Annotated in this window: 12 protein-coding genes, 1 tRNA gene and 2 rRNA genes; 14 read left to right on the top strand and 1 reads right to left on the bottom strand. The window is 55.3% G+C overall.

Translation table 11 applies throughout. The features are described 5' to 3' along the window. The first annotated feature begins 146 nt into the window (after positions 1 to 146). The 13 genes from rrf (at position 147) to HM1_RS04330 (ending at position 17,972) form a co-directional block, all read left to right on the top strand. Positions 147 to 263, top strand: a 5S ribosomal RNA gene (gene rrf, locus HM1_RS04390). A 64-nt stretch (positions 264 to 327) separates the two neighbouring features. Next, positions 328 to 403 (top strand) — tRNA-Ala (locus tag HM1_RS04385). Positions 404 to 644: 241 nt separating this feature from the next. Beyond that, a 23S ribosomal RNA gene (locus HM1_RS04380) occupies positions 645 to 3,557 on the top strand. A 463-nt stretch (positions 3,558 to 4,020) separates the two neighbouring features. After that, on the top strand, positions 4,021 to 5,265 hold the full coding sequence (locus HM1_RS04375) for an NAD(P)/FAD-dependent oxidoreductase (protein WP_236995041.1): 1,245 nt from the start codon (positions 4,021 to 4,023) through the stop codon (positions 5,263 to 5,265). 61 nt (positions 5,266 to 5,326) lie between these two features. After that, positions 5,327 to 5,722 (top strand): hypothetical protein, encoded by a 396-nt coding sequence (locus HM1_RS04370; RefSeq protein ID WP_041313323.1) that lies wholly within the window; start codon positions 5,327 to 5,329, stop codon positions 5,720 to 5,722. 303 nt (positions 5,723 to 6,025) lie between these two features. After that, positions 6,026 to 7,435 carry a Wadjet anti-phage system protein JetA family protein gene (locus HM1_RS04365; protein WP_012282091.1) on the top strand — a complete coding sequence of 470 codons (1,410 nt, stop codon included), beginning with the start codon at positions 6,026 to 6,028 and terminating at the stop codon, positions 7,433 to 7,435. Between the two features lie 14 nt (positions 7,436 to 7,449). After that, positions 7,450 to 8,055 (top strand): DUF4194 domain-containing protein, encoded by a 606-nt coding sequence (locus HM1_RS04360; protein WP_012282090.1) that lies wholly within the window; start codon positions 7,450 to 7,452, stop codon positions 8,053 to 8,055. After that, positions 8,024 to 11,605 carry an ATP-binding protein gene (locus HM1_RS04355; RefSeq protein WP_012282089.1) on the top strand — a complete coding sequence of 1,194 codons (3,582 nt, stop codon included), beginning with the start codon at positions 8,024 to 8,026 and terminating at the stop codon, positions 11,603 to 11,605. Before HM1_RS04360 ends, HM1_RS04355 begins: the two co-directional genes overlap by 32 nt. Then, on the top strand, positions 11,487 to 12,833 hold the full coding sequence (locus tag HM1_RS04350) for a Wadjet anti-phage system protein JetD domain-containing protein (RefSeq protein WP_202943749.1): 1,347 nt from the start codon (positions 11,487 to 11,489) through the stop codon (positions 12,831 to 12,833). Before HM1_RS04355 ends, HM1_RS04350 begins: the two co-directional genes overlap by 119 nt. Before the next feature lie 120 nt (positions 12,834 to 12,953). Then, entirely contained in the window at positions 12,954 to 14,003 is a 1,050-nt protein-coding gene (locus tag HM1_RS04345; protein WP_012282087.1) for an AAA family ATPase, read from the top strand. Then, the gene (locus HM1_RS04340; RefSeq protein ID WP_012282086.1) at positions 13,945 to 16,527 is read left to right on the top strand and encodes a S8 family peptidase; all 2,583 of its coding nucleotides are present in this window, start codon (positions 13,945 to 13,947) and stop codon (positions 16,525 to 16,527) included. Before HM1_RS04345 ends, HM1_RS04340 begins: the two co-directional genes overlap by 59 nt. A 227-nt stretch (positions 16,528 to 16,754) precedes the next feature. Next, positions 16,755 to 17,693, top strand: a complete 939-nt coding sequence (locus HM1_RS04335) for a DMT family transporter (RefSeq protein ID WP_012282085.1) — start codon at positions 16,755 to 16,757, stop codon at positions 17,691 to 17,693. A 99-nt stretch (positions 17,694 to 17,792) separates the two neighbouring features. Beyond that, entirely contained in the window at positions 17,793 to 17,972 is a 180-nt protein-coding gene (locus tag HM1_RS04330; RefSeq protein ID WP_012282084.1) for an H-type small acid-soluble spore protein, read from the top strand. 124 nt (positions 17,973 to 18,096) lie between these two features. Here the strand turns inward: HM1_RS04330 and pdxK are convergent, their stop codons facing one another. Continuing rightward, positions 18,097 to 18,909, bottom strand: a complete 813-nt coding sequence (gene pdxK, locus HM1_RS04325) for a pyridoxine/pyridoxal/pyridoxamine kinase (protein ID WP_012282083.1) — start codon at positions 18,907 to 18,909, stop codon at positions 18,097 to 18,099. A 415-nt stretch (positions 18,910 to 19,324) separates the two neighbouring features. Between pdxK and HM1_RS04320 the strand changes: the two genes are divergently transcribed. Beyond that, complete coding sequence (locus tag HM1_RS04320; RefSeq protein ID WP_041313317.1) at positions 19,325 to 20,983, top strand: glutamine--tRNA ligase/YqeY domain fusion protein; 1,659 nt, start codon at positions 19,325 to 19,327, stop codon at positions 20,981 to 20,983. Positions 20,984 to 21,021: the final 38 nt, after the last annotated feature.

Raw genomic sequence — 21,021 nt, 5'->3', positions numbered from 1 at the left:
GTTTCAGAGGAAAAAAACTCTGGTTGATTTCGATTAGCCGGTGTGATAGACTCTGAATTCCGGTGAGCGGACAGACGACGGTACGCCGCAGCAAGCGGCGATGGCCGGAAATGTTCGTGATGATCGTTCCTCACAACTAAAGATGATCCGGTGACAATGGCGGAGAGGTCACACCCGTTCCCATCCCGAACACGGCAGTTAAGCTCTCCAGCGCCGATGGTACTTGGGACGGTGGTCCCCGGGAGAGTAGGACGTTGCCGGATCAGCCGGGAAACCGGCAGGCCCGACAGTCTGCGCAGCGATGCCCGGACAGAAGCGGGTCAACATGGGGCTATAGCTCAGCTGGGAGAGCGCTTGAATGGCATTCAAGAGGTCAGCGGTTCGATCCCGCTTAGCTCCACCATACTTGCAGTGATCTCGCCACAAGGCGAGTTTACTATTCCCCCATGCTCCTTGAAAACTGCACAGAGGATAAGTAAAGCGCAAGCGGTTATGGTCGAAGTGATCGATGCCGTCGTTTTACAGACTTTTTTGGATGGTCATGCTTCTAGGGGCTCGTCTATACGAGACGTTTAGATAGCGTGATCCAGACAAGAGGTTTTGACGAGCGACGGATAGGTTGCTACGACAATAATCGATTATAAGGTCAAGTTAGTAAGGGCATACGGCGGATGCCTAGGCGCTGAGAGGCGAAGAAGGGCGCGGACAGCTGCGAAAAGCCACGGGGAGCCGCAAGCAGGCCTCGATCCGTGGATACCCGAATGGGGCAACCCACTTGGAGTCATATCCAAGTATCCCACGCTGAATCGATAGGCGTGGGAGGCCAACCCGGGGAACTGAAACATCTCAGTACCCGGAGGAAAAGAAATCAACCGAGATTCCCTCAGTAGCGGCGAGCGAAAGGGGAAGAGCCTAAACCGCCTCTTCGGAGGCGGGGTTGCGGGACCTTCACCATGTCCCAATTGTCTTAGTCGAAGCGGTCTGGAAAGGCCCGGCACAGCAGGTAACACCCCTGTAGGCGAAAAGGCAAGAAGGATAGAAGGGATCCCAAGTACCGCGGGGCACGTGAAATCCCGTGGGAATCCGGGGGGACCACCCTCCAAGGCTAAATACTCCTCAGCGACCGATAGTGCACAAGTACCGTGAGGGAAAGGTGAAAAGCACCCCGGAAGGGGAGTGAAAGAGAACCTGAAACCGTATGCTTACAAGCAGTCAGAGCGGTTTAACCGTGATGGCGTGCCTTTTGTAGAATGAACCGGCGAGTTGCGGTCACGAGCAAGGTTAAGGCGAAAAGCCGAAGCCGAAGCGAAAGCGAGTCTGAACAGGGCGCATAGTTCGTGGCTGCAGACCCGAAACCGGGTGATCTACCCATGTCCAGGGTGAAGCGGAGGTAAAACTTCGTGGAGGCCCGAACCGACCGACGTTGAAAAGTCGGCGGATGAGGTGTGGGTAGGGGAGAAATTCCAATCGAACCCGGAGATAGCTGGTTCTCCCCGAAATAGCTTTAGGGCTAGCCTCGGGATTAGAATGCGGGAGGTAAAGCGCTGATAGGGCTAGGGGCCTTCACCGGTTACCGAACCCTGTCAAACTCAGAATGCCCGCATTTATGCCCGGGAGTCAGACGGCGAGTGCTAAGATCCGTCGTCAAGAGGGAAACAGCCCAGACCGACAGCTAAGGCCCCCAAGTGCCTGTTAAGTGGAAAACGATGTGGCGTTGCCCAGACAACCAGGATGTTGGCTTAGAAGCAGCCATCATTGAAAGAGTGCGTAATAGCTCACTGGTCGAGTGACGCTGCGCGGAAAATGACACGGGGCTAAACAGGCCGCCGAAGCTTCGGCAAGACGTAAGTCTTGGGTAGGGGAGCGTTCCTTGGGCGTAGAAGTTCAGCCGGAAGGCTGGGTGGAGCGCAAGGAAGTGAGAATGCCGGTATGAGTACGCGAAAAGGCAGGTGAGAATCCTGCCCGCCGCAAGCCTAAGGTTTCCTGGGGAAGGCTCGTCCGCCCAGGGTAAGTCGGGACCTAAGCCGAGGCCGAAAGGCGTAGGTGATGGACAACAGGTGGAGATTCCTGTACCACGTTGGATCGTTTGACCGATGGGGGGACGCAGGAGGATAGGTGAACCATGCCGCTGGTCGAGCATGGCCAAGCAGTGAGGGAATGCGGTAGGCAAATCCGCCGCATTATCGCCTGAGCTGTGATGGGGAGCGAACCTTAGTAGCGAAGTCACTGATTCCAGACTGCCAAGAAAAGCCTCTAGGGAGATGTAACGTGCCCGTACCGCAAACCGACACAGGTAGGCGAGGAGAGAATCCTCAGGCGCGCGAGCAAACCCTCGTTAAGGAACTCGGCAAAATGACCCCGTAACTTCGGGAGAAGGGGTACTCCGGCGAGCTATTTAATCGTAGCATCGAAGGAGTCGCAGTGAAGAGGCCCAGGCGACTGTTTAGCAAAAACACAGGTCCCTGCCAAACCGCAAGGTGACGTATAGGGGCTGACGCCTGCCCGGTGCTGGAAGGTTAAGGGGAGAGGTTAACGCTTTGAACCGAAGCCCCAGTAAACGGCGGCCGTAACTATAACGGTCCTAAGGTAGCGAAATTCCTTGTCGGGCAAGTTCCGACCCGCACGAAAGGCGTAACGATCTGGGCACTGTCTCAACGAGGGACTCGGCGAAATTGATCTACCCGTGAAGAAGCGGGTTACCTGCGATAGGACAGAAAGACCCCGTAGAGCTTTACTGTAGCCTGACATTGGATTTTGGTGTGTTTTGTACAGGATAGGTGGGAGACGTGGAAGCCAGGCCGCCAGGTTTGGTGGAGTCGACGGTGGGATACCACTCTGAATGCACTGAAGTTCTAACCTGGCGCCCTGAAGCGGGCGCAGGGACCATGTCAGGTGGGCAGTTTGACTGGGGCGGTCGCCTCCTAAAAGGTAACGGAGGCGCCCAAAGGTTCCCTCAGACTGGTTGGAAATCAGTCTAAAGAGTGCAAAGGCATAAGGGAGCTTGACTGCGAGACAGACAAGTCGAGCAGGGACGAAAGTCGGGCTTAGTGATCCGGCGGTATGTGAGTGGAAATGCCGTCGCTCAACGGATAAAAGCTACCTCGGGGATAACAGGCTTATCTCCCCCAAGAGTCCACATCGACGGGGAGGTTTGGCACCTCGATGTCGGCTCATCGCATCCTGGGGCTGAAGTAGGTCCCAAGGGTTGGGCTGTTCGCCCATTAAAGCGGTACGTGAGCTGGGTTCAGAACGTCGTGAGACAGTTCGGTCCCTATCCATCGCAGGCGAAGGAAGTTTGACGGGAGCTGCCCCTAGTACGAGAGGACCGGGGTGGACCGACCGCTGGTGTCCCAGTTGTCGTGCCAACGGCAGCGCTGGGTAGCTATGTCGGGAGCGGATAAGCGCTGAAAGCATCTAAGCGCGAAACCGACCCAAAGATGAGACTTCCCACTCGAAAGAGGTAAGACCCCAGGAGGATGACCTGGTAGATCGGCCCGAGATGTACGCGCCGCGAGGCGTTCAGTCGACGGGTACGAATCGGTCGAGGACTTGACCTTTTGCGCGAAAAACAATCCTCTGTCCAGTTTTGAAGGAGCACAAAAAGCACTGCCTTAGGGTAGTGCTTTTTTATGATCGCGATTTTCGATGCAGTTACAATTTTTGTTACGGAGATGCTGCTTTGTTGTGGGCAAGCTGCAACCTCATGTCACAGGTTTGTTCACGCACAAATCTCCGGGCCTTTGTGCGCCCCGGCCAACTTTGATAGATTAGCCTATTTCAGGGAACTTTTATTGACGAACGTGAAGAAAAAGAATAGAATTCAACTTGTAAGTTGATAGGAATGCTACGGTGAGCGGACACAGCGGGTCCAAGGCTGAGAGAAGACATCAGGAAGGTGTAGAACTTCTGATGTCTTTTTTTGTAAAAGGCTATGTTCAGCGGGTGCCTGTGATCCGAGGGTCATGAAGGTTTTATTTGTAAGTGGGGTGGTAGACGATGCCTATGAGAAGGCCGAAGATTTTGATTCTCGGGGCAGGTTATGGTGGGCTGATGACAGCTGTCCGACTGCAAAAAATGCTTGGACAGGGAGAAGCAGAGATTACACTTGTCAACAAACACAACTACCACTATCAGACAACATTGCTTCACGAAATCGCTGCTGGAACCGGTGAAGAGGGACGGATTTGCCTCCCCATCAAAGAGGTGATTGATGTCGGACGCATCCGGTTTATCAAAGATACCGTCTTGGAAATCAGAGCTGAGGCGCGTCAGGTGATCCTCTGCCACAGCGGGTCGCTTTCCTACGACTACCTCGTGGTTGCCCTCGGTTTCGAATCGGCTACATTCGGCATTCCAGGTGTGGCAGAGCATGCGCTGTCCATTCGCAGTCTGAATACGGCGAAGAGGATCCGTAACCGGCTCGAAAAGCAGATCTCGGCGTATGCTGCATCGGGCACTCAGGGGGAACCGTTTGCTGTCGTTGTCGGCGGCGCCGGCTTTACGGGTATCGAGTTCATGGGGGAACTGGCGGAACAGGTTCCCAACTGGTGTGTCCAATATGGCCTTCCTCGTCAGCGCATCCGTTTGATCAGTGTGGAAGCTGGACCGGGGTTATTGCCGGGCTTTCCCTCGGTTTTGTCGGAGTATGCCCGCAAGTCCCTCGAAAGGCGCGGTGTCGAGTTTTGTTTCCATACGCGCATCCGTGCTGTTGATGCCCGAGGGGTCCTGATCGAGGGTCAAGATGGAGAGAAGCGGATAGAACCGGCAACGGTGGTTTGGACCGGCGGAGTCCAAGGAAACAGTCTGGTCTGTGGCTCCGCCTTTCCAGCGTCGCGAGGACGGATCCCGGTGACACCCGATCTCCGTGTGGCCGACTATGACAATGTCTTCGTCATCGGCGACTGCTCCGCCGTCTCCGCGCCCGGATCGGACCGGCCTTTTCCGCCGACGGCGCAGATGGCTGTTCTTCAGGCCTTGTCTTGCGCCCGCAACCTGCAAACACTGGTGAGAGGTGGCAAGGATTTGGAAGCCTTTGCGCCGAAGCTGAAAGGGGCGATCGCCTCCTTGGGATCCCATGATGGCGTCGGTCTCATCATGGGAATACCGTTACGCGGAAAGATGGCCACTGTTGTCAAAGCGATCGTGGATAGCCGCTATCTGTTCATGTTGGGCGGGCTTCGACTGGTTTTCCGGAAAAGCAAGTTGAGTGCCGGCATTTCCGGGGCGGAACCATGCTCAGCGCCTACTGCTCGGTGGGGAAAATAACGCCGATACTTTAAGCATAAGAAGTCGCACAATTGAATCAATAAGGTTTTAGCGAGATAATATGCAAAATGGAGAGACGCCTTTACAACTAAAGCCGAAGGCGTCTCTTTTATTTATTGTTTCCGCCGGCCTGGTTACGGCCTTTCCTACCCCATCTTGCGTTGTGGAAGAACTTTTATTTTTGGCGAAAGGCGATGCTGATGCAGACACAGATACAGATGCGACAGGCAGATGTAATGCGCAGGCGCTGATGAGTGACTGGACCTTGTCGGAAGGGGGTCTAAAGAGGATTACTCGTACGACTCGTGGAAGTAGTGTTCAACTGCTAGACGGGGGATACAACATGATCGAGAAGAATTTTGACATCACATTCATCTCCAAGTTGGCGATGAATGAAAAACAGATCCAGCAAAACTACCGGCATGATTTCGAAGCGTTCGCTCGTATCCGCGCCTGAAGCAATCGCCAGCCTGGTGCTTGCCGATGCGGCAAAACACGTGTTCGCCGTCGCTATAGAAACGCCGTTGGTACTGATCGTAATCCGGGCGATTCTCGGGTTTACCCCTTCAGAGTGGGCCTTTTTGGTTTATGCTTGGCCCTATCGGTCCGTTCTGTCGCCACGGGCGGCATCGTGGAGGCCTATCGCCTATTACAGAGGAGTTCCTGAGGATATCGAAGTCTATAAGTCTCGATGAACGGTTGCAGACAGTGGTGAAAGATCAGGTCTTGTGAAAGACAATAAACCTAACGGAGGTCCTCCATGAAACTCTTCGACATCCTCCCGGACAAGTTCTTCCTACTCTTTTCGGGCAAGAACAGGCCGATCTTTGCTGAAGCGGTGTTCCTCGTCTACCAGCAGTATCAGATCACCCGCTTTGGCATCGCCATGGATGTGCTCCGCGATCTGATGCAGGAGTTGGTCGAGAGCCAGGAAGAGCAGGGGTTTGTCTTCGACGTAGAAGAGGAGCAGGAAGCGCCGGGAGGGCAGGCTCCCTTTGATGACGATATGTTTCGGATGAAGGCCAACGCTATCCTGCGGCGGTTAGACCGGTTGGGATGGATCCAGATAGAGACGCGCGAGAATTTCCGACAGTACGTGGTCCTGCCCTTTTACACGAGCCGCATCCTGGCGGTGCTGAAAGAAATCTGCGAGGAGCGTGTCGTCGAGTATCAGCGGTTCGCTTTTCTCACCTATCAACTGCTGACGGGGGAGGAGATCAAGCATCGCCCGGGGCTGGCTGTTTTGGAAGCAGAGAAGATTACCCAACAGTTTCAAGAGGAATTGAACATCCTCGTCAACAATATAAAGCACCACATGGAGCAGGTGGCCCAGAAGTCCTCCATCAGCGATGTGCTCAATCACCACTTTGATGAGTACAAGGCGAAGATCGTCGACCGCAGCTATCACCGGCTGAAGACGTCCGATCATGTGTCCCGCTATCGGCAACGCATTTTGGAGACGGTGCAGCAGTCTCTCTGGGATAAGGATTGGTTCGAACGGGCTATTGAAGACGGGCTGCGCAGCGAGTTTTTCTCTGACCGGGAAGAGGGGGAACAGCGCCTGCGGGGGGCGTTGCTTTTCATTGAGGAAGCCTACCGGGGGCTGGACGATGTCTTCTACCAGATCGACCTGCGCCATAACCAATACCTGCGCGCTTCTTATGACCGGGCGCGCTACTTGAGTCAGCACAGCCACGGGATGGACCAGCAGTTGGCCGGGCTGTTGGAGTGGCTGGGAAAAGAGGCGGATGACGCTGCGGCAGAGGCGGCCCTTTCGCGGCTCTTTCGCCTGCTGCGCCTTCGTCATTTGACAGAGGATTCCCTGTTCACGCCGCGGAGAAAGCGCGCGCCTCATCAGCCGGAGGCGCGGGTCATTGTCGAAATCCCGGAAGAGTTGAAACGGGAGTTGCGCGAGAAGGACTTGGCGCGCATGCGCCGGGCGATCACCCGCGACAAGGTGAAAGCCTTCGTCTTGGAGCACATGGGCGCGCGCAAGGAGATCGGTATTGAGGAACTGGCGCCGACAACGGTCGAGGAATTTCTGTATCTCGTCTACACGTACCTGTACGGCTATGATGGAAAGGCCGGTTACCGGCTCATCCGGGGGAAGGAAAACCGGGTGATCGAGATGGGCGACTACCGTTTTTATGACCGGCGCGTGATCCGGTGATAGGAGGGACGGCAGTGTTTGATACCCTGGGCGATCAGGACCGGGAGCGGTTAAGAGACGTGATCAACCGGCTGATGGCCGTGAACTTTTTGCTAAAAGCGTTGGAACGGGAGCGCTATGCCCTGGCCCGGCGGCTCCGTCCCCAACTGGAGGAGTTCTTCAAGTTTCTCGGCTGGGAGATCACCTTTGATGAGCGCCATGAATGCATCGCAGTGGCGTCGCCCGAAGGGATGCACCGCCGTCCTTTAAGTAGAGAGGAAAGCATTTGGCTGCTCCTGTTGCGGCTGATCTATCAGGAAAAGCGGCAGAGCCTGTCGTTGAGTGAATACCCGACGACCACCCTTAACGAGATCCGCGCCAAATATGAAACGTTCCGGTTGCCTCTGTTCACCAAGTCGCGACTAGTCGACCTGGTCCGCCTGGGCGTCCATTATAAGTTGATGGATGCGCTCGACGAGGATGTCCGTGCCGACAACTGCCGTTTCCGCCTGTTCCACAGCCTGCAGCATGCCATTGACGGCGAGGTTTTGGAAACGCTGCACGGCAAGATCATGCGTTATGAGATCAGCGGGGAGGAGGGGATGTTCGATGAAGTGGCTGAAACGCCTGCGCTTGATTAACTGGCACTACTTCCAGGACGAGACGCTGGAATTCGGCCCTCAGACGCTGATTTCCGGGCGGAACAGCGCCGGCAAGTCGACGATCATCGATGCTCTACAGGTCCTTTTTGTGGCCAACCAGAAGCAGATTAAGTTCAATTCGGCCGCCCATGACGAGGCGAAGCGGAGCTTGATCAGCTACCTGCGGGGAAAGATCGGCAGCGACGATCAGAAGTTTGTCCGCGATGGCGATTTTACGACCTACATCCTCAGCGAGTTTTACGACGAGTCGAAAAAGGAGCGCTTCGTCGTCGGTGTCGTCATGGATGTTTTTCGCGACAACAACATTGATGAAGAGTACTTCATCCTGGCTGGGGTGGGGATCGACAACTTGGATCTGATCCATCCCGGCGGGCAGAAAGGCCAGCTGCGAAACCGGGAGCAGTTTCGCCGTTGGTGCAGCGGATTGAAGGGCCGCGTCGTCTTTGAGCGCAACAAGAGCGCCTACCAGGAAGCCTTTTTGGCCCGTGTCGGCCATGTGAGCAAGCGCTTCATTTCGATTTTTACCAAAGCCCTCTCCTTTCGGCCGATTCAGGACGTCCGGGAATTCGTCTACGACTATGTGCTCGATAAAAAAGCGCTGCAGTTGGATGTGATGCGGGAAAACTTCGAGATTCACGAGCGGTACCGGCGGGAATTGGATGACCTCTTGAAACGGAAGAATCAACTTGAAAGGATTGTCGCCCAGTTCGAGAACTATGCCAAACTGCGCGATATCGTCGATACACAGGAGTATGTGATCCGGCGGCTTCAGCATGCCCAGCAGGCTGAGAGCCTGGAGAAGGTGGAGCGGGAGATCACCCTGTTGCAGGAGGAGATCGTCCGCCTGGAGGCGGACCTGCGCTTGAATGATGCCCAACTGGCGGAAGCCCAGAACCGAGTGCTCGTGGCCTATCAGAACTGGCAGGAGCATGGCGTTCACAAAAAGGAGCAGGAGCTCAAAGAAGAGATCAGAAACACGAACCGGGAGATCCGCGAGAAGAGCCAACTGTTGGAGGCGCTGAAGGATTTTCTCCGGCGGGAGATCGTACTTTTGGAGGATCTCGCGCGGTGGGACGGCGACGAGCACTGGCAATGGGCACCTGAGGTGGGAGAGCGGGAGCGCCTGCAGGAGACGATCGATCTTCTGGCGTCCCTGCCGCCCCAGTCGTTGAGCGAGGCCGAAGCGCAGGAAGAGGCCTTCCGGGACGCGGGCCTGTTTTTGTCTGATCTGCACAGCCGCTTCACGAAAGCCTTGGGCCGTATTGAGGACCGGCTCAAGGCGCTGGACGGCGAGCGGGATGAATTGCAGCGGCAGATCAACGATCTTGAGAAAAAGAAGCAGCGGGTCTACGAAAAAGAGGTGCTGAACTTAAAGGCCTTGCTGGAGGAGCGGCTTGGGGACCGTTCCCCTGTTTGGATCTTCTGCGAAGAGATGGAGATCGACGAAAAGGACGAGGAATGGCGCAACGCCGTGGAAGGCTATCTGAACAGGCAGCGCTTCGACCTGCTGGTGCGGCCCGAGGTCTTTGCCGAGGCGCTCTCCATTTATGAGCAGGAAAAGCGCCGCCATGCCGTGGAGGGGGTCGGCCTTGTCGACACGGAGAAGGAGGCCCGCTATCGCGGCAGCGCTCAGGCGGGGTCGCTGGCCATGGTGCTGAAGACGGACAACCCGATCATCCAGGCGCGCATCGATCACCTCTTGGGGCGCGTCATGCAAGCCGAGAACGAGCAGGACCTGCGCCGCCACGCGATGGCGGTGACGCGGAGTTGCATGTCCTACCACAACCTGGTGGCGCGCCAGATCCCGGAGAAACGCTATGCCGTCCCTTATATCGGCGCCCGGGCCATCCTGCGGCAGCTGGAGATCAAGCGGCAGGAACTGGCCCAGTTGGAGGAAAAGCGAACGGCCCTGGCAAAGCGCAAGGCCGCCGTCGAAGGCTGGACGAGGAACCTGGCCGAACGGGCCTCGCAGTATGCGCGGATGGCGCCCGATCTGGCGCTGCCAGCCCGAATCGCATCGCTGGAACAGCACCGCGAGGAAAAGCAGGGCGAACTGGCGCGTTTGGACAAGCGCGAAGTGGAGCGGTTGAAGGAAGAATACGATTTTTGGCGGAAACGGCAGGACGAGTTGACTGATGAGGGCAAGGAACGAAACGGGAAAAAGACGTTGAAAGACAACCGGCTGAAGGAGTGTTTTGACGAACAACAGGTCCTGCAAAACCGGGTGCGCGAGGCTGAGGAACACTGGCGGGCCTGGAACCTGTCCTATCCGGCCGAATTGCTGCCCCGGGCGGAGGAGCGCTGGCGGGAGGCGGAACGGTCGGGACAAGCCACGGCGACGAAGTTATTGAATCTGATCACCAATCAGAAGGGGAACGCCAATAAACGGGATCAGGAGTTTCAAATGCTGCGGGACTACCGCAAGGATTACAACAAGGAGTACAACTACAACGCCGATGTGGAAGGCCGGGACAACGGGGAGTACCAGCCGCTGCTGACAGAGATCGCATCGGTAGACATTCCCGCCTACCAGGCGAAGTTGCAGGAGGCGCTGGCTCAGTCGGAGGAAGAGTTCAAATCCCATTTTATCTTCAAGATGCGCGAGGCCATCCATTCAGCCAAGCGGGAGTTCGGCGAGTTAAACCATGCTTTGCGGCATTTTCCCTTCTCAGAAGACCATTACCGCTTCGAGATCAAAGCGAGTGAACGGTACAAGCGCTTCTACGATGTGATCATGGACCCGAATGTGGGAGAACGAGGCTCCCTCTTCGATCTGGACCAGGAGGACAAGGCAGCGGTGCTGCATGAACTCTTTGAACGCTTGATCCGGGGTGATGCGGGCGATCAGGAGGAGTTCACCGATTACCGGCGCTACCTCGACTTCGACATCGCCGTGGAAAGCCGGGGCAATCGCTATATGTTTTCGCAGGTGTTGCGGGAAAAATCAGGCGGCGAGACGCAGACGCCTTTTTATATCACCATCCTGGCGTCTTTTTACCAACTGTACGGTTCGAACAAGACGATGCGGCTGGTCGTCTTCGACGAGGCTTTCAACAAGATGGACGAGGAGCGGATCCAGACGAGCCTGCGGCTGATTAAGCGGCTCAATCTGCAGTTGATCGCTGCTGTGCCCGATGAGAAGATGCAGCACATGGCGCCCGAAGTGACGACGACGCTGATCGTGCACCGCGACGGCTATACCTGTTTTGTCGATCTGATTGATAAGGCGGAGGCGATCGGGGGCGGGGAGGAATTTGCCGATGAACGCAGAGGGGCGGCGGCGGTCGGTCGATCGACAAGCATGCGGGAGCTGCTACGTGATGAGCGGGGGACAAAGAGCAGCAAAGAAGGAGCGCAAAGCGCGCAGGGCGGCGAAAGGAATCGACTGAGCGAGGAGCGAGTAGAAGGAAATGGCGAAGGAGAAGACCCTGTCTTTGACCCAAAACCCCGGAAGGTCCGGCGAGAAGAGCGGTCCGGAAAGCAGCAGGTATCAGCGCAAGATACTCTCTTTGCTCTTGAAGAAGTATGAAAACAGCCAGGCCTTCCGGACCGGTGTTCCGAGCAAGCAACGGCCCCGGTTCGCCATGGTCGACTGTGATGATGCGTCGCTTGCCCGCGACTACTTTGACGAGATGAATCACCGCAAGCGGGAGGAGATTCATCTTGCCCTGGAGGAACTGGCGTCGGAAGGGATCGTCGCTATCGCTTGGCCTCGTTTCAAGCAAGGCATCGAGGTGGACAAGGTCTACTTGAATTACGAGGCTGTGGACAAGGCATACCGGTTGGCCGGCCTGACGCCGAAGGGGGATCAACTGACGGCGCTCCGCGACACGTTGCGGCCGTTGCAGGACCACCCCTGGGAGTGGGTACGCCGCTGGTGGGCGGAGACGGATGAAGCCCTGGCCGCTCGCAAGACGGCGCGCCTGGATATCGACGACCGGTCCGGCTATCAAGAACTGGTGCAGGTGCTCGAAGCGTTGCCTGCGGTGGAAGACAGCGTCCCAAAGCGATTGTTCAGCCAGTCGGTGCTGGGCGATTCGAAGGCCTTTGAACAGCGGGTCGAAAAGCGACTGCTGCCGTTGTTGAAGCGGTATCTGGATGAGGCCTGCGATAGGGACGAGGAATACCTGCAGGCGGTAGGGCTGCTCAACCATCCCCAGCTGGTTTTGCTGGCGGGGCCGATTGTGCTGCAGTTGGCTCAGGGCGGTCAGGTTTCTGCCGATGTGCCCGGAGGACTGGGCGTGAGCGGGCAAACGGTGAAGGATATCTGCGGTCTGATCATCGATGCGCCGCGCCTCATCACTGTGGAGAACCTGACGAGTTACCATGAGTTGGTGCAGCAGGCGCAAAAAGCGGGGAAGCGCGCCGTGATCATCTATACGGGCGGTTTTCCGAACCGGGAGATCCAGCGGTTGCTGCGTCGTATCGGCGAGGAGATCACTCAAATCGATGCGCAGCCTGGAAAAATCGAGTGCTATCATTGGGGGGACATGGACGCCGGGGGGATTGCGATTTTTGAGTTCTTACAGTCCCGCTTCTTTCCGGCGCTTCAGCCCATGCTGATGGATGGATGCGCCTATTTGCGCCATGTCGATAAAGGCATCGCTTTCTCAGGGGAATATGGCGAGAAGCTGCGGCGGTTGCAACGGGAACCGCGTTATGAGCGATGGTGTCCCTTGATTGAAAAAATGCTCGCTTGCGGAAAGTGGTTGGAACAAGAGGCGATTCCGGTTTCTGAAGCGGAGGTACATATATAAAATGTAGCCGGAAGAGCAACATGTTTCACCGGAGATGTTTTTGGTCAGTCTCTGTAGTGTTTGATTATACTGCTGGTGATATACTTTGGTGTAGAAGAGTTTTTCGAAAGGGGGGAAAGCATGGCACGCTCTGATCTGTTACTAAGTTTAGTTCGCGCTGGGGCTACCGGAAATGAGATGTTATTCCGCAAAACTGTAGAAGCAATGGCTGCCGAGGAGCGAGCGAAACAACATCATATCCTGGCAGATCGATTGCTTGAGAACATGCGCACTCCTTCTAATGGTCATTTGCAAACAAAACAGCATCTCTCAGATGAACGCTTGCAAAACTTGTTTTATGAAATAACTCCCCGCCGTAGCTTACGGGATTTAATTCTTCCTGAGCATGTACTTAATGCATGTAAGGAGTTAATAGAAGAGCAGCATCGAATGGAGTTATTGCGTACCTATAATTTAGAACCGCGTCATCGGCTGCTTCTGGTAGGACCTCCTGGAAATGGGAAAACAGCATTGGCCGAGGCGCTGGCAGAAGCGTTGATGGTGCCTTTAATACAGGTCCGATATGAGGGAGTAATCGGAAGTTATCTGGGTGAAACGTCGCAACGGTTAAAACGGTTGTTTGAATATATTAGAAACCGCCGTTGCCTTGTCTTTTTCGATGAGTTTGATGCCATTGGGAAAGAGCGAGGTGATAATCACGAAACTGGTGAGATTAAGCGTGTTGTTAGCACCTTGCTGATGCAAATCGACGATTTGCCGAGCCATGTCGTGGTAGTGACAGCAACCAACCACGCTGAACTACTAGATCGCGCCGTATGGCGCAGGTTTCAGCTACGTTTGTCACTTCCCACCCCAACCAGAAAAGCGTTGGAGGAGTGGTTCCAACGTTTTGAAGCGCGCATGGGCAAGCCATTAGGTTTTGCTCCGAGGACCTTGGCAGAAAAATTAAGGGGCTTAAGTTTTGCAGAAGTTGAAGAATTTTGTGCCGATGTGCAACGCCGATATGTATTATCGCTGCCGCAAGCAGACATGAAGTCCATCATCGCTGAACGCCTGAAACAATGGAAGTCGAGGTATTGCCCATCCGCCGACGAAATAGGAGCGATGGAGGATGGAGACAAGGCGACCGCTGCTGATTTTTCCCAATCCGGAACAGGCCAACCGAGATAAAAAATCTCAGTTTAATCCGCCACGTATGCACTTGCCGACGCCAGGCCGTCAAGGAGAGCGACTGACACCGAAATTCGATGAGTTGGAAAGGGTTTTCGCTGCCAGGAACGCCGTGCTACAGGACGATCCGATGGGTACAACGCCTGAGCAGGTATTGGTATTAGAGACAGTAGGCTCGATAGATGACTTTATTAATGCTGTCAAGAGAATCGAAGGATTGGAGTGGATGGCGGAACTCGATGAAAAATTTGATGCTGACGACGAATTCTTTCTGGAAGAAAAGCCTGAAAAAGCAATAGGCGGAAGGGTATATCTGGTCTTAACGAATCAACAGGCATTACGGTCCCTCCTGTCACTTTGGCGACAATACCTCGCAAATCCTCAAGTTAAATTTCAGCACGGTCAAGGCAAATGGAAAAAACTATTTCAACATCTTCGTGATATTCGCCATTGGGATTCGGAAGATCGGTTGAAGGATACGGGTGTTGAGGATTACTGGCGAGAACGGCTTGGATTCGGTGAAGAACGAGTACGGTTTGAAGTAGAGTTATGGTTTCGGCATCAAGGCATCGATCAACAGAGGAGTGAACGTTCGCTCCGCGTTGTCGTTGAGGAATTAGGCGGACTTATCATCTCCAGAACATTGATTCCGGAGATACAGTACCATGGTGTCCTGGCCGAATTACCGATCCTGCAGATTCAGCATATCTTAGATCGTGTCGATTTGCGTCTCTTAAAATGTGATCAGGTCATGTTCTTTCGTCCAACCGGCCAAGCTGAAATCGCTTATCCCGATGAAGATGAAGTCGGTGAAGAAACGTTACCTCAGACGGATGCGTTTATTACCGATGATGAGCCGGTAGTCGCTCTGCTGGACGGGTTGCCTTTAGAAAACCATCCGCTTCTTTCGGGTCGAATCATTGTAGACGACCCTGACGGATGGGCTTCTGAGTATGAGGCGAGAGAGCGAAAGCATGGAACCGCGATGGCTTCTTTGATTATCAATAGCGATCTCGAAGAAGGGAAGCCTCCGTTGAATCGTCGGATTTATGTGAGGCCAATTCTGAAGCCGTTGGGGTTTGAAGGTAATCGGGCAGAGGAGATGCCCATCGATTGTTTGCCTATCGATCTGGTACATAGAGCGATCAAAAGAATCTTTGAAGGGGACGGAGAGGAAGGACCGCAGGCTCCGCGAGTAAAGATCATTAATCTTTCGATTGCCGACAGAAATCGACCCTTCGATCGGGTAATGAGCCCGTGGGCCCGGTTAATCGATTGGCTGTCCTGGCAATACAAAGTGCTTATTCTGGTAAGCGGCGGAAACCAACTGGATGATTTGCAAATCGAAGGTTCCCGCCAGGAATTACAACGGTTGACTGCTGAAGAATTAGAAGAAAAGGTGCTTCAAGCAGTTGTGAGGCAGGCGCGGCAACGTCGATTGCTCTCACCGGCAGAAGCCATCAATGCTTTGACGGTGGGCGCTACTCATGAAGACGCCGTTACCCATTTTGAAGCGCGTAGAAGAATTAATCCCATCGTTACACAAGGCTTGCCGAGCCCGATTAGCCCAGTCGGTTTGGGCTATCGAAGGGCGATAAAACCGGATGTTTTAATGCCCGGTGGAAAGCAACTCTATCAGGAACCGATGATGGGGCAAGGGACGGAAACCCCCCTTAAGTTGCTCTCATTTCCGGGGATCGCACCCGGTCATAAGGTGGCATGTCCCGGAGTTCAGCCTGGAATCTCACCGAGCGCAGCCTTCCTATGCGGGACAAGCAATGCTACGGCTTTGGCTACGCGAACAACGGCCCAGCTTTACGAGTATATCGTTGGAGTACTTAGAGGAGAAGAGGGCGGAGAGCAGCTTCAAGATCGATACCTAGCTGTGCTCCTAAAGGCATTGTTCACACATGGGGCAGAGTGGGGAGCGGCTTTCGAACGGTTTGAACGGTTGTTTTGCACACCTGACAACAGTCGCACTTTTAAAGAGTACGCGGCTCGCTTTTTCGGGTATGGTCGGGTAAACCTGGAAAGATTGTTTTGGTGTACAGACCAACGCGCCACATTAATTGGATGCGGAGAACTACGCGATGGAGAAGGTCATGTTTACCGTGTTCCATTGCCACCATCCCTCAGCGGAAGAATGGATAATCGTCGACTCATTGTTACGTTGGCATGGCTAAGCCCGATTGATGTGGGACGCCAAGCTTACCGCAAGGCTGCACTCTGGTTCGATCCGCCTGGTGAAGCATTGGGCGTTTCCAGGCAGAATGCACAATGGCAAGCTGTGCGAAGAGGAACGCTTCAGCATGAGGTACTCGAAGGAGAGGCTGCTGTAGCCTATACTGATGGGGCGTTCATGGAGATAAAGATCAATTGCCGAGCTGATGCAGGGCCTTTGACTGAGCCGGTTCCCTATGGGTTAGCCGTAACGCTGTCGGTTAAAGAGGACGTCAATCTTCCCGTTTATCAAGAAATTTTTGAACGGCTCAGAACCGTTGTTACGATTGCCCCAAACACGTAATCGTTTGCCTGTTTTTAGAAGCGGTCGAGAGGGGCGAAGGAGCCCCTCTTTTTTGCATTCAAGCAGGGGTATCGGGTTTCATGGGGAATTGTAATAAGGTTCGGTGGTGTACCAAGGGTGCAAGATAAGAAAAATCGACTGCGGGAAAAGGAATAGGCGTGCCCTTTTACAACGGCACGCCCCGCTTGTCACAGACAGGAAGACATGACGGAAGGAAGTACTGCATCATGTTCCGGGTCAATCTCTGGGCCAACCTGGCCATGCTCGTCACCGTGCTCTTCTGGGGGATCTCTTTTATCAGCATCAAGATCGCCGTCACCGAGGTGCCGCCGGTGACGCTGGCGCTGCTCCGTTTTGTCATCGCCTCGGCGATCCTCTGGGGGGCGCTGCGGCTCAGCGAGCCGGGCGCAAAACTGGAGAAAGCCGACCGCCTGCGGATGCTGCTGGCCGGCGCGCTCGGCGTCACCTTCTACTTTTATTTTGAGAACAGCGGCGTCAAGTTGACGACGGCCGCCAACGCGTCGCTGATCACGTCGATCGTGCCGGTTCTCTCGATTATGCTCGATATTGTCATCTATAAGACGAGGGTGTCCGTCATCCAGTGGATGGCTATTGCCGCCTCTCTGGTCGGCACGTATCTCTCAGTTACCGCCAACGGCCAGATGGACCTGTCCTCCGATACCTTTGTGGGAAACCTGCTCGTCCTGGGGGCGATGCTGTGCTGGGCCGGCTACACCCTCATGAGCAAGTCTCTCGCCCGTTATTCCGGTCTCGCCCTCACCACCTACCAGACCTTGCTGGGAACGCTGCTTCTGGTGCCGCTCTCCCTTCTGGAGCGGGAGCAGTGGGAGTTCTTTTCCCTGACCGCCTTTTACCATACCCTCTTTCTCGCCCTCTGCTGCTCGGCCCTTTGTTATTTCCTGTATATGTACGCCCTGCAACGGCTCGATGTGACGATCACCACGCTTTACCTGAACGTGGTGCCGGTCGTGGGTGTCCTATGCGGCTATCTGCTCCTGGATGAGCGCGTCCTTCCTGTCCAGATCGCCGGCGGTGCCATGGTGATTTTATCGATCTTTTTGGTGAACTGGGAAAAAGGGCGCAGCCAAACAGAATCAGCAGTGGCAGAGGTTCAACATGGGTTGGGAGAACAACAAAAAGCGTGACACAGTCGGGGTGCGTCGTGTCTATTCCATTTTTTGTTGCGTATCTGTTTGCGCTGCTCTGTCATGCTATTTTTGATAAGAAGCAAGAGGAGTGGTCGCATGCAACCGAAACGAGCCGAAGAGATACTCAACTCGCCGTCGACGATCGAGGTGCTCTATCAGCACAGTCCCGTCTGGATTGAGAAAATCGATCTGCAGAACGGGATCGCCCAGGTGAAGCTGCTGGGGCCGGGAAATCAGATCGACGTACCGATCGCCGATTTGCAGGAGCGCCAGTAAGGTACTATTGAGCTACTAAAGCGCCGCCGAGTGCAGACAGGCGACCGAAGGCAGAGGCGACTACAGCATGGCCCTCCCTCGTCCACGATGACGGACGGGGGAGGGCCATGCTGCGGCGCTGCGCTTAGCAGCAGCAACCGCTTCGCCGATAAGCGCCATGGTGGGTCGGACCGACGTAGCTGTTGAGGGGGAAGCCAAGACGGATCGCCTCGGTGATAAATTTCTTCGCCGTTCCGATGGCGTCGCGGACGGACTCGCCTTTGGCCAGGCCGGCGGCGATGGCCGCCGAGTAGGTGCAGCCGGCGCCATGGGTGTAGGTGGTGTTAAACCGCTCCGACTCGAGGATCTCAAAAGTGTTGCCATCATAGAGCAGGTCGATGGCCCTTTCGCTGGCCAGCTTGCCGCCGCCCTTGATCAGGACATAGGCGACGCCGAGCTTGTGGATGGCTTCTGCGGCTTCCTTCATATCGTCGAGTGTTTTGATCGGCCCATGGCCGCTCAACTGGGCCGCCTCGAAGAGGTTCGGTGTGACGACGGTGGCTCGGGGGACGAGGACGTCGCGCAAGCTGACCAGGTTGTCCGGTTGCATGACCTCGTCGGTGCCTTTGCAGACCATGACCGGGTCGACGACGACGTTTTTCAGGTTGTGGCGGTCGATGGTGCGGGCGGCCACTTCGACGATCTCAGATGTGCCGAGCATCCCCGTCTTCATGGCCTCGACGCCGATGGAGAGGATCGTGTCCAACTGGGCTTCCAAAGTTTCGATGGCGATGGGGAAGACCTTATGGGACCAGTCTTTCGGGTCCATGGAGACGATGGTGGTGATGGCCGTCATGCCGTAGACGCCCAGTTCTTGAAAAGTCTTCAGATCGGCCTGGATGCCGGCGCCACCGCTGCTGTCGGAACCGGCGATGGTTAACGCCTTGGGAATCGTCATGGGATGCTCCTCCTCATTTCTGTCGCCAATCGGCGAATTCATCGCTAGCGTTGGTATCCCGACTGTCGCCGTAAAGTATGCCCACCTCCGGCAACCTAAGCGATCCGGCGGCATGCTTTGATGGGAAAAGGCGGGCCTTACTGTGACGGGCAGACAGTCTTCCTCAATTATAACAACCCTTCCAACAATGACAACGGTTCAAACAAGCGTAACCCTTTTGCGAAGGCGCTATGGCGACGGACTGAGACTTTTGCCTGACTTCCCCCGGTGCGCCTTAATCTACCGAAAGGAAAAAGGCACGCCCTCTGTTTTCACCCTTTGGGCGTGACCACGGTTATGATAAACTACATTTTGTAGAAGAATAACGATTAACAAAAAAATCCACTGGGGGATTTTTTTAAGAAAGGTGAGCATTGTGGATAACAAGTCACTCCCGCCGAATTTTATCAGAAACATCATCCTTGAGGATATAGAATCAGGCCGGGTCAAGGAGGTCGTCACCCGCTTTCCGCCTGAACCGAACGGCTACCTGCACATCGGACACGCCAAATCGATCTGCCTGAACTTTGAACTGGCCGACGAATTCAAGGGCCGCACCCACCTGCGCTTTGATGACACAAACCCGCTGAAGGAAGATACGAGGTATGTCGAGTCGATCAAAGAAGACGTGCGCTGGCTCGGCTTTGAGTGGGATAAGCTCTTTTTCGCCTCCGATTATTTTGACGAGATGTATAACCGGGCCGTCATCTTGATCAAAAAGGGCAAGGCCTATGTGGACGACCTCTCGGCCGAGGAGATCCGCCAGACCCGTGGCACCCTGACTGAGCCGGGCAAAGAGAGCCCCTACCGCAACAGGAGCGTCGAGGAGAACCTAGACCTTTTTGAACGGATGCGCAAGGGCGAGTTCAAGGACGGTGAGAAGGTGTTGCGGGCCAAGATCGACATGGCCTCGCCCAACATCAACATGCGCGACCCCGTCCTCTACCGCATCGCCCATGCCAGCCACCACAACACGGGCGACAAGTGGTGCATCTACCCCATGTATGACTTCGCCCATCCCCTCGAAGACGCCCTCGAGGGCGTCACCCACTCCATCTGTACCCTCGAGTTTGAAGATCACCGCCCTCTCTACGATTGGGTCATCGAGGAGTGCGAGATGGAATGCCGCCCCCGCCAGTATGAGTTCGCCCGTTTGAACCTGACGAACACGGTCATGAGCAAGCGCTGGCTGAAAAAACTCGTCGACGAGGCCATCGTCGACGGCTGGGACGACCCTCGCATGCCCACCATCTCGGGCCTGCGCCGGCGCGGCTACACGCCCGAGGCGATCCGCGCTTTTGCCCGCGAGATCGGCGTGGCCAAGGCCAACAGCACCGTCGATTTGAAGATGCTGGAGCACTTCATCCGTGAGGACCTGAAGTTGAAGGCGCCCCGGACGATGGCTGTGCTGCGTCCCTTGAAGGTGGTCATCACCAATTACCCCGAGGGCCAGAGGGAGATGCTGGAAGCGGAAAACAACGCCGAAAACCCGGAGATGGGCCATCGCCTGATCCCCTTCTCCCGGGAGATCTACATCGAGCAGGACGATTTCATGGAGAACCCGCCGAGCAAGTACTTCCGCCTCTTTCCCGGCAACGAGGTGCGGCTGAAACATGCCTACTTCATCAAGTGCCACGATGTGATCAAAGACGCCGAGGGCAGGATCGTGGAACTGCATTGCACCTACGACCCGGCCACGAAGAGCGGCTCCGGCTTCGAGGGCCGCAAGGTAAAAGGGACGATTCACTGGGTCGAGGCCACCCAGGCGTTGCCGGCTGAATTCCGCCTCTTCGAGCCCCTGATCCTAGATGATACGACCGGGGAAGACAAGCCTTTCCTGGAGCGGATCAATCCCAACTCTCTGCAGGTTTTGCAAGGCTACGTGGAGCCCAACATGGCCGAGGCCAGAGGGCAGGACAAGTTCCAGTTCTTCCGCCACGGCTACTTCAACGTCGATCCGAAGCAGACGACGGGCGACAAAAAAGTCTTCAACCACATCGTCTCGCTGAAGAGTTCCTTCCAGCTTCCGAAGTAGTTGTGTAAAGCCACCACCTGAGGGATATTTTCTACAAG

The organism is Heliomicrobium modesticaldum Ice1, assembly GCF_000019165.1.
Lineage (GTDB): Bacteria > Bacillota > Desulfitobacteriia > Heliobacteriales > Heliobacteriaceae > Heliomicrobium > Heliomicrobium modesticaldum.
Note: the sequence above shows the minus strand (reverse complement) of the source record. Positions and strands in the feature narration are given on the sequence as shown.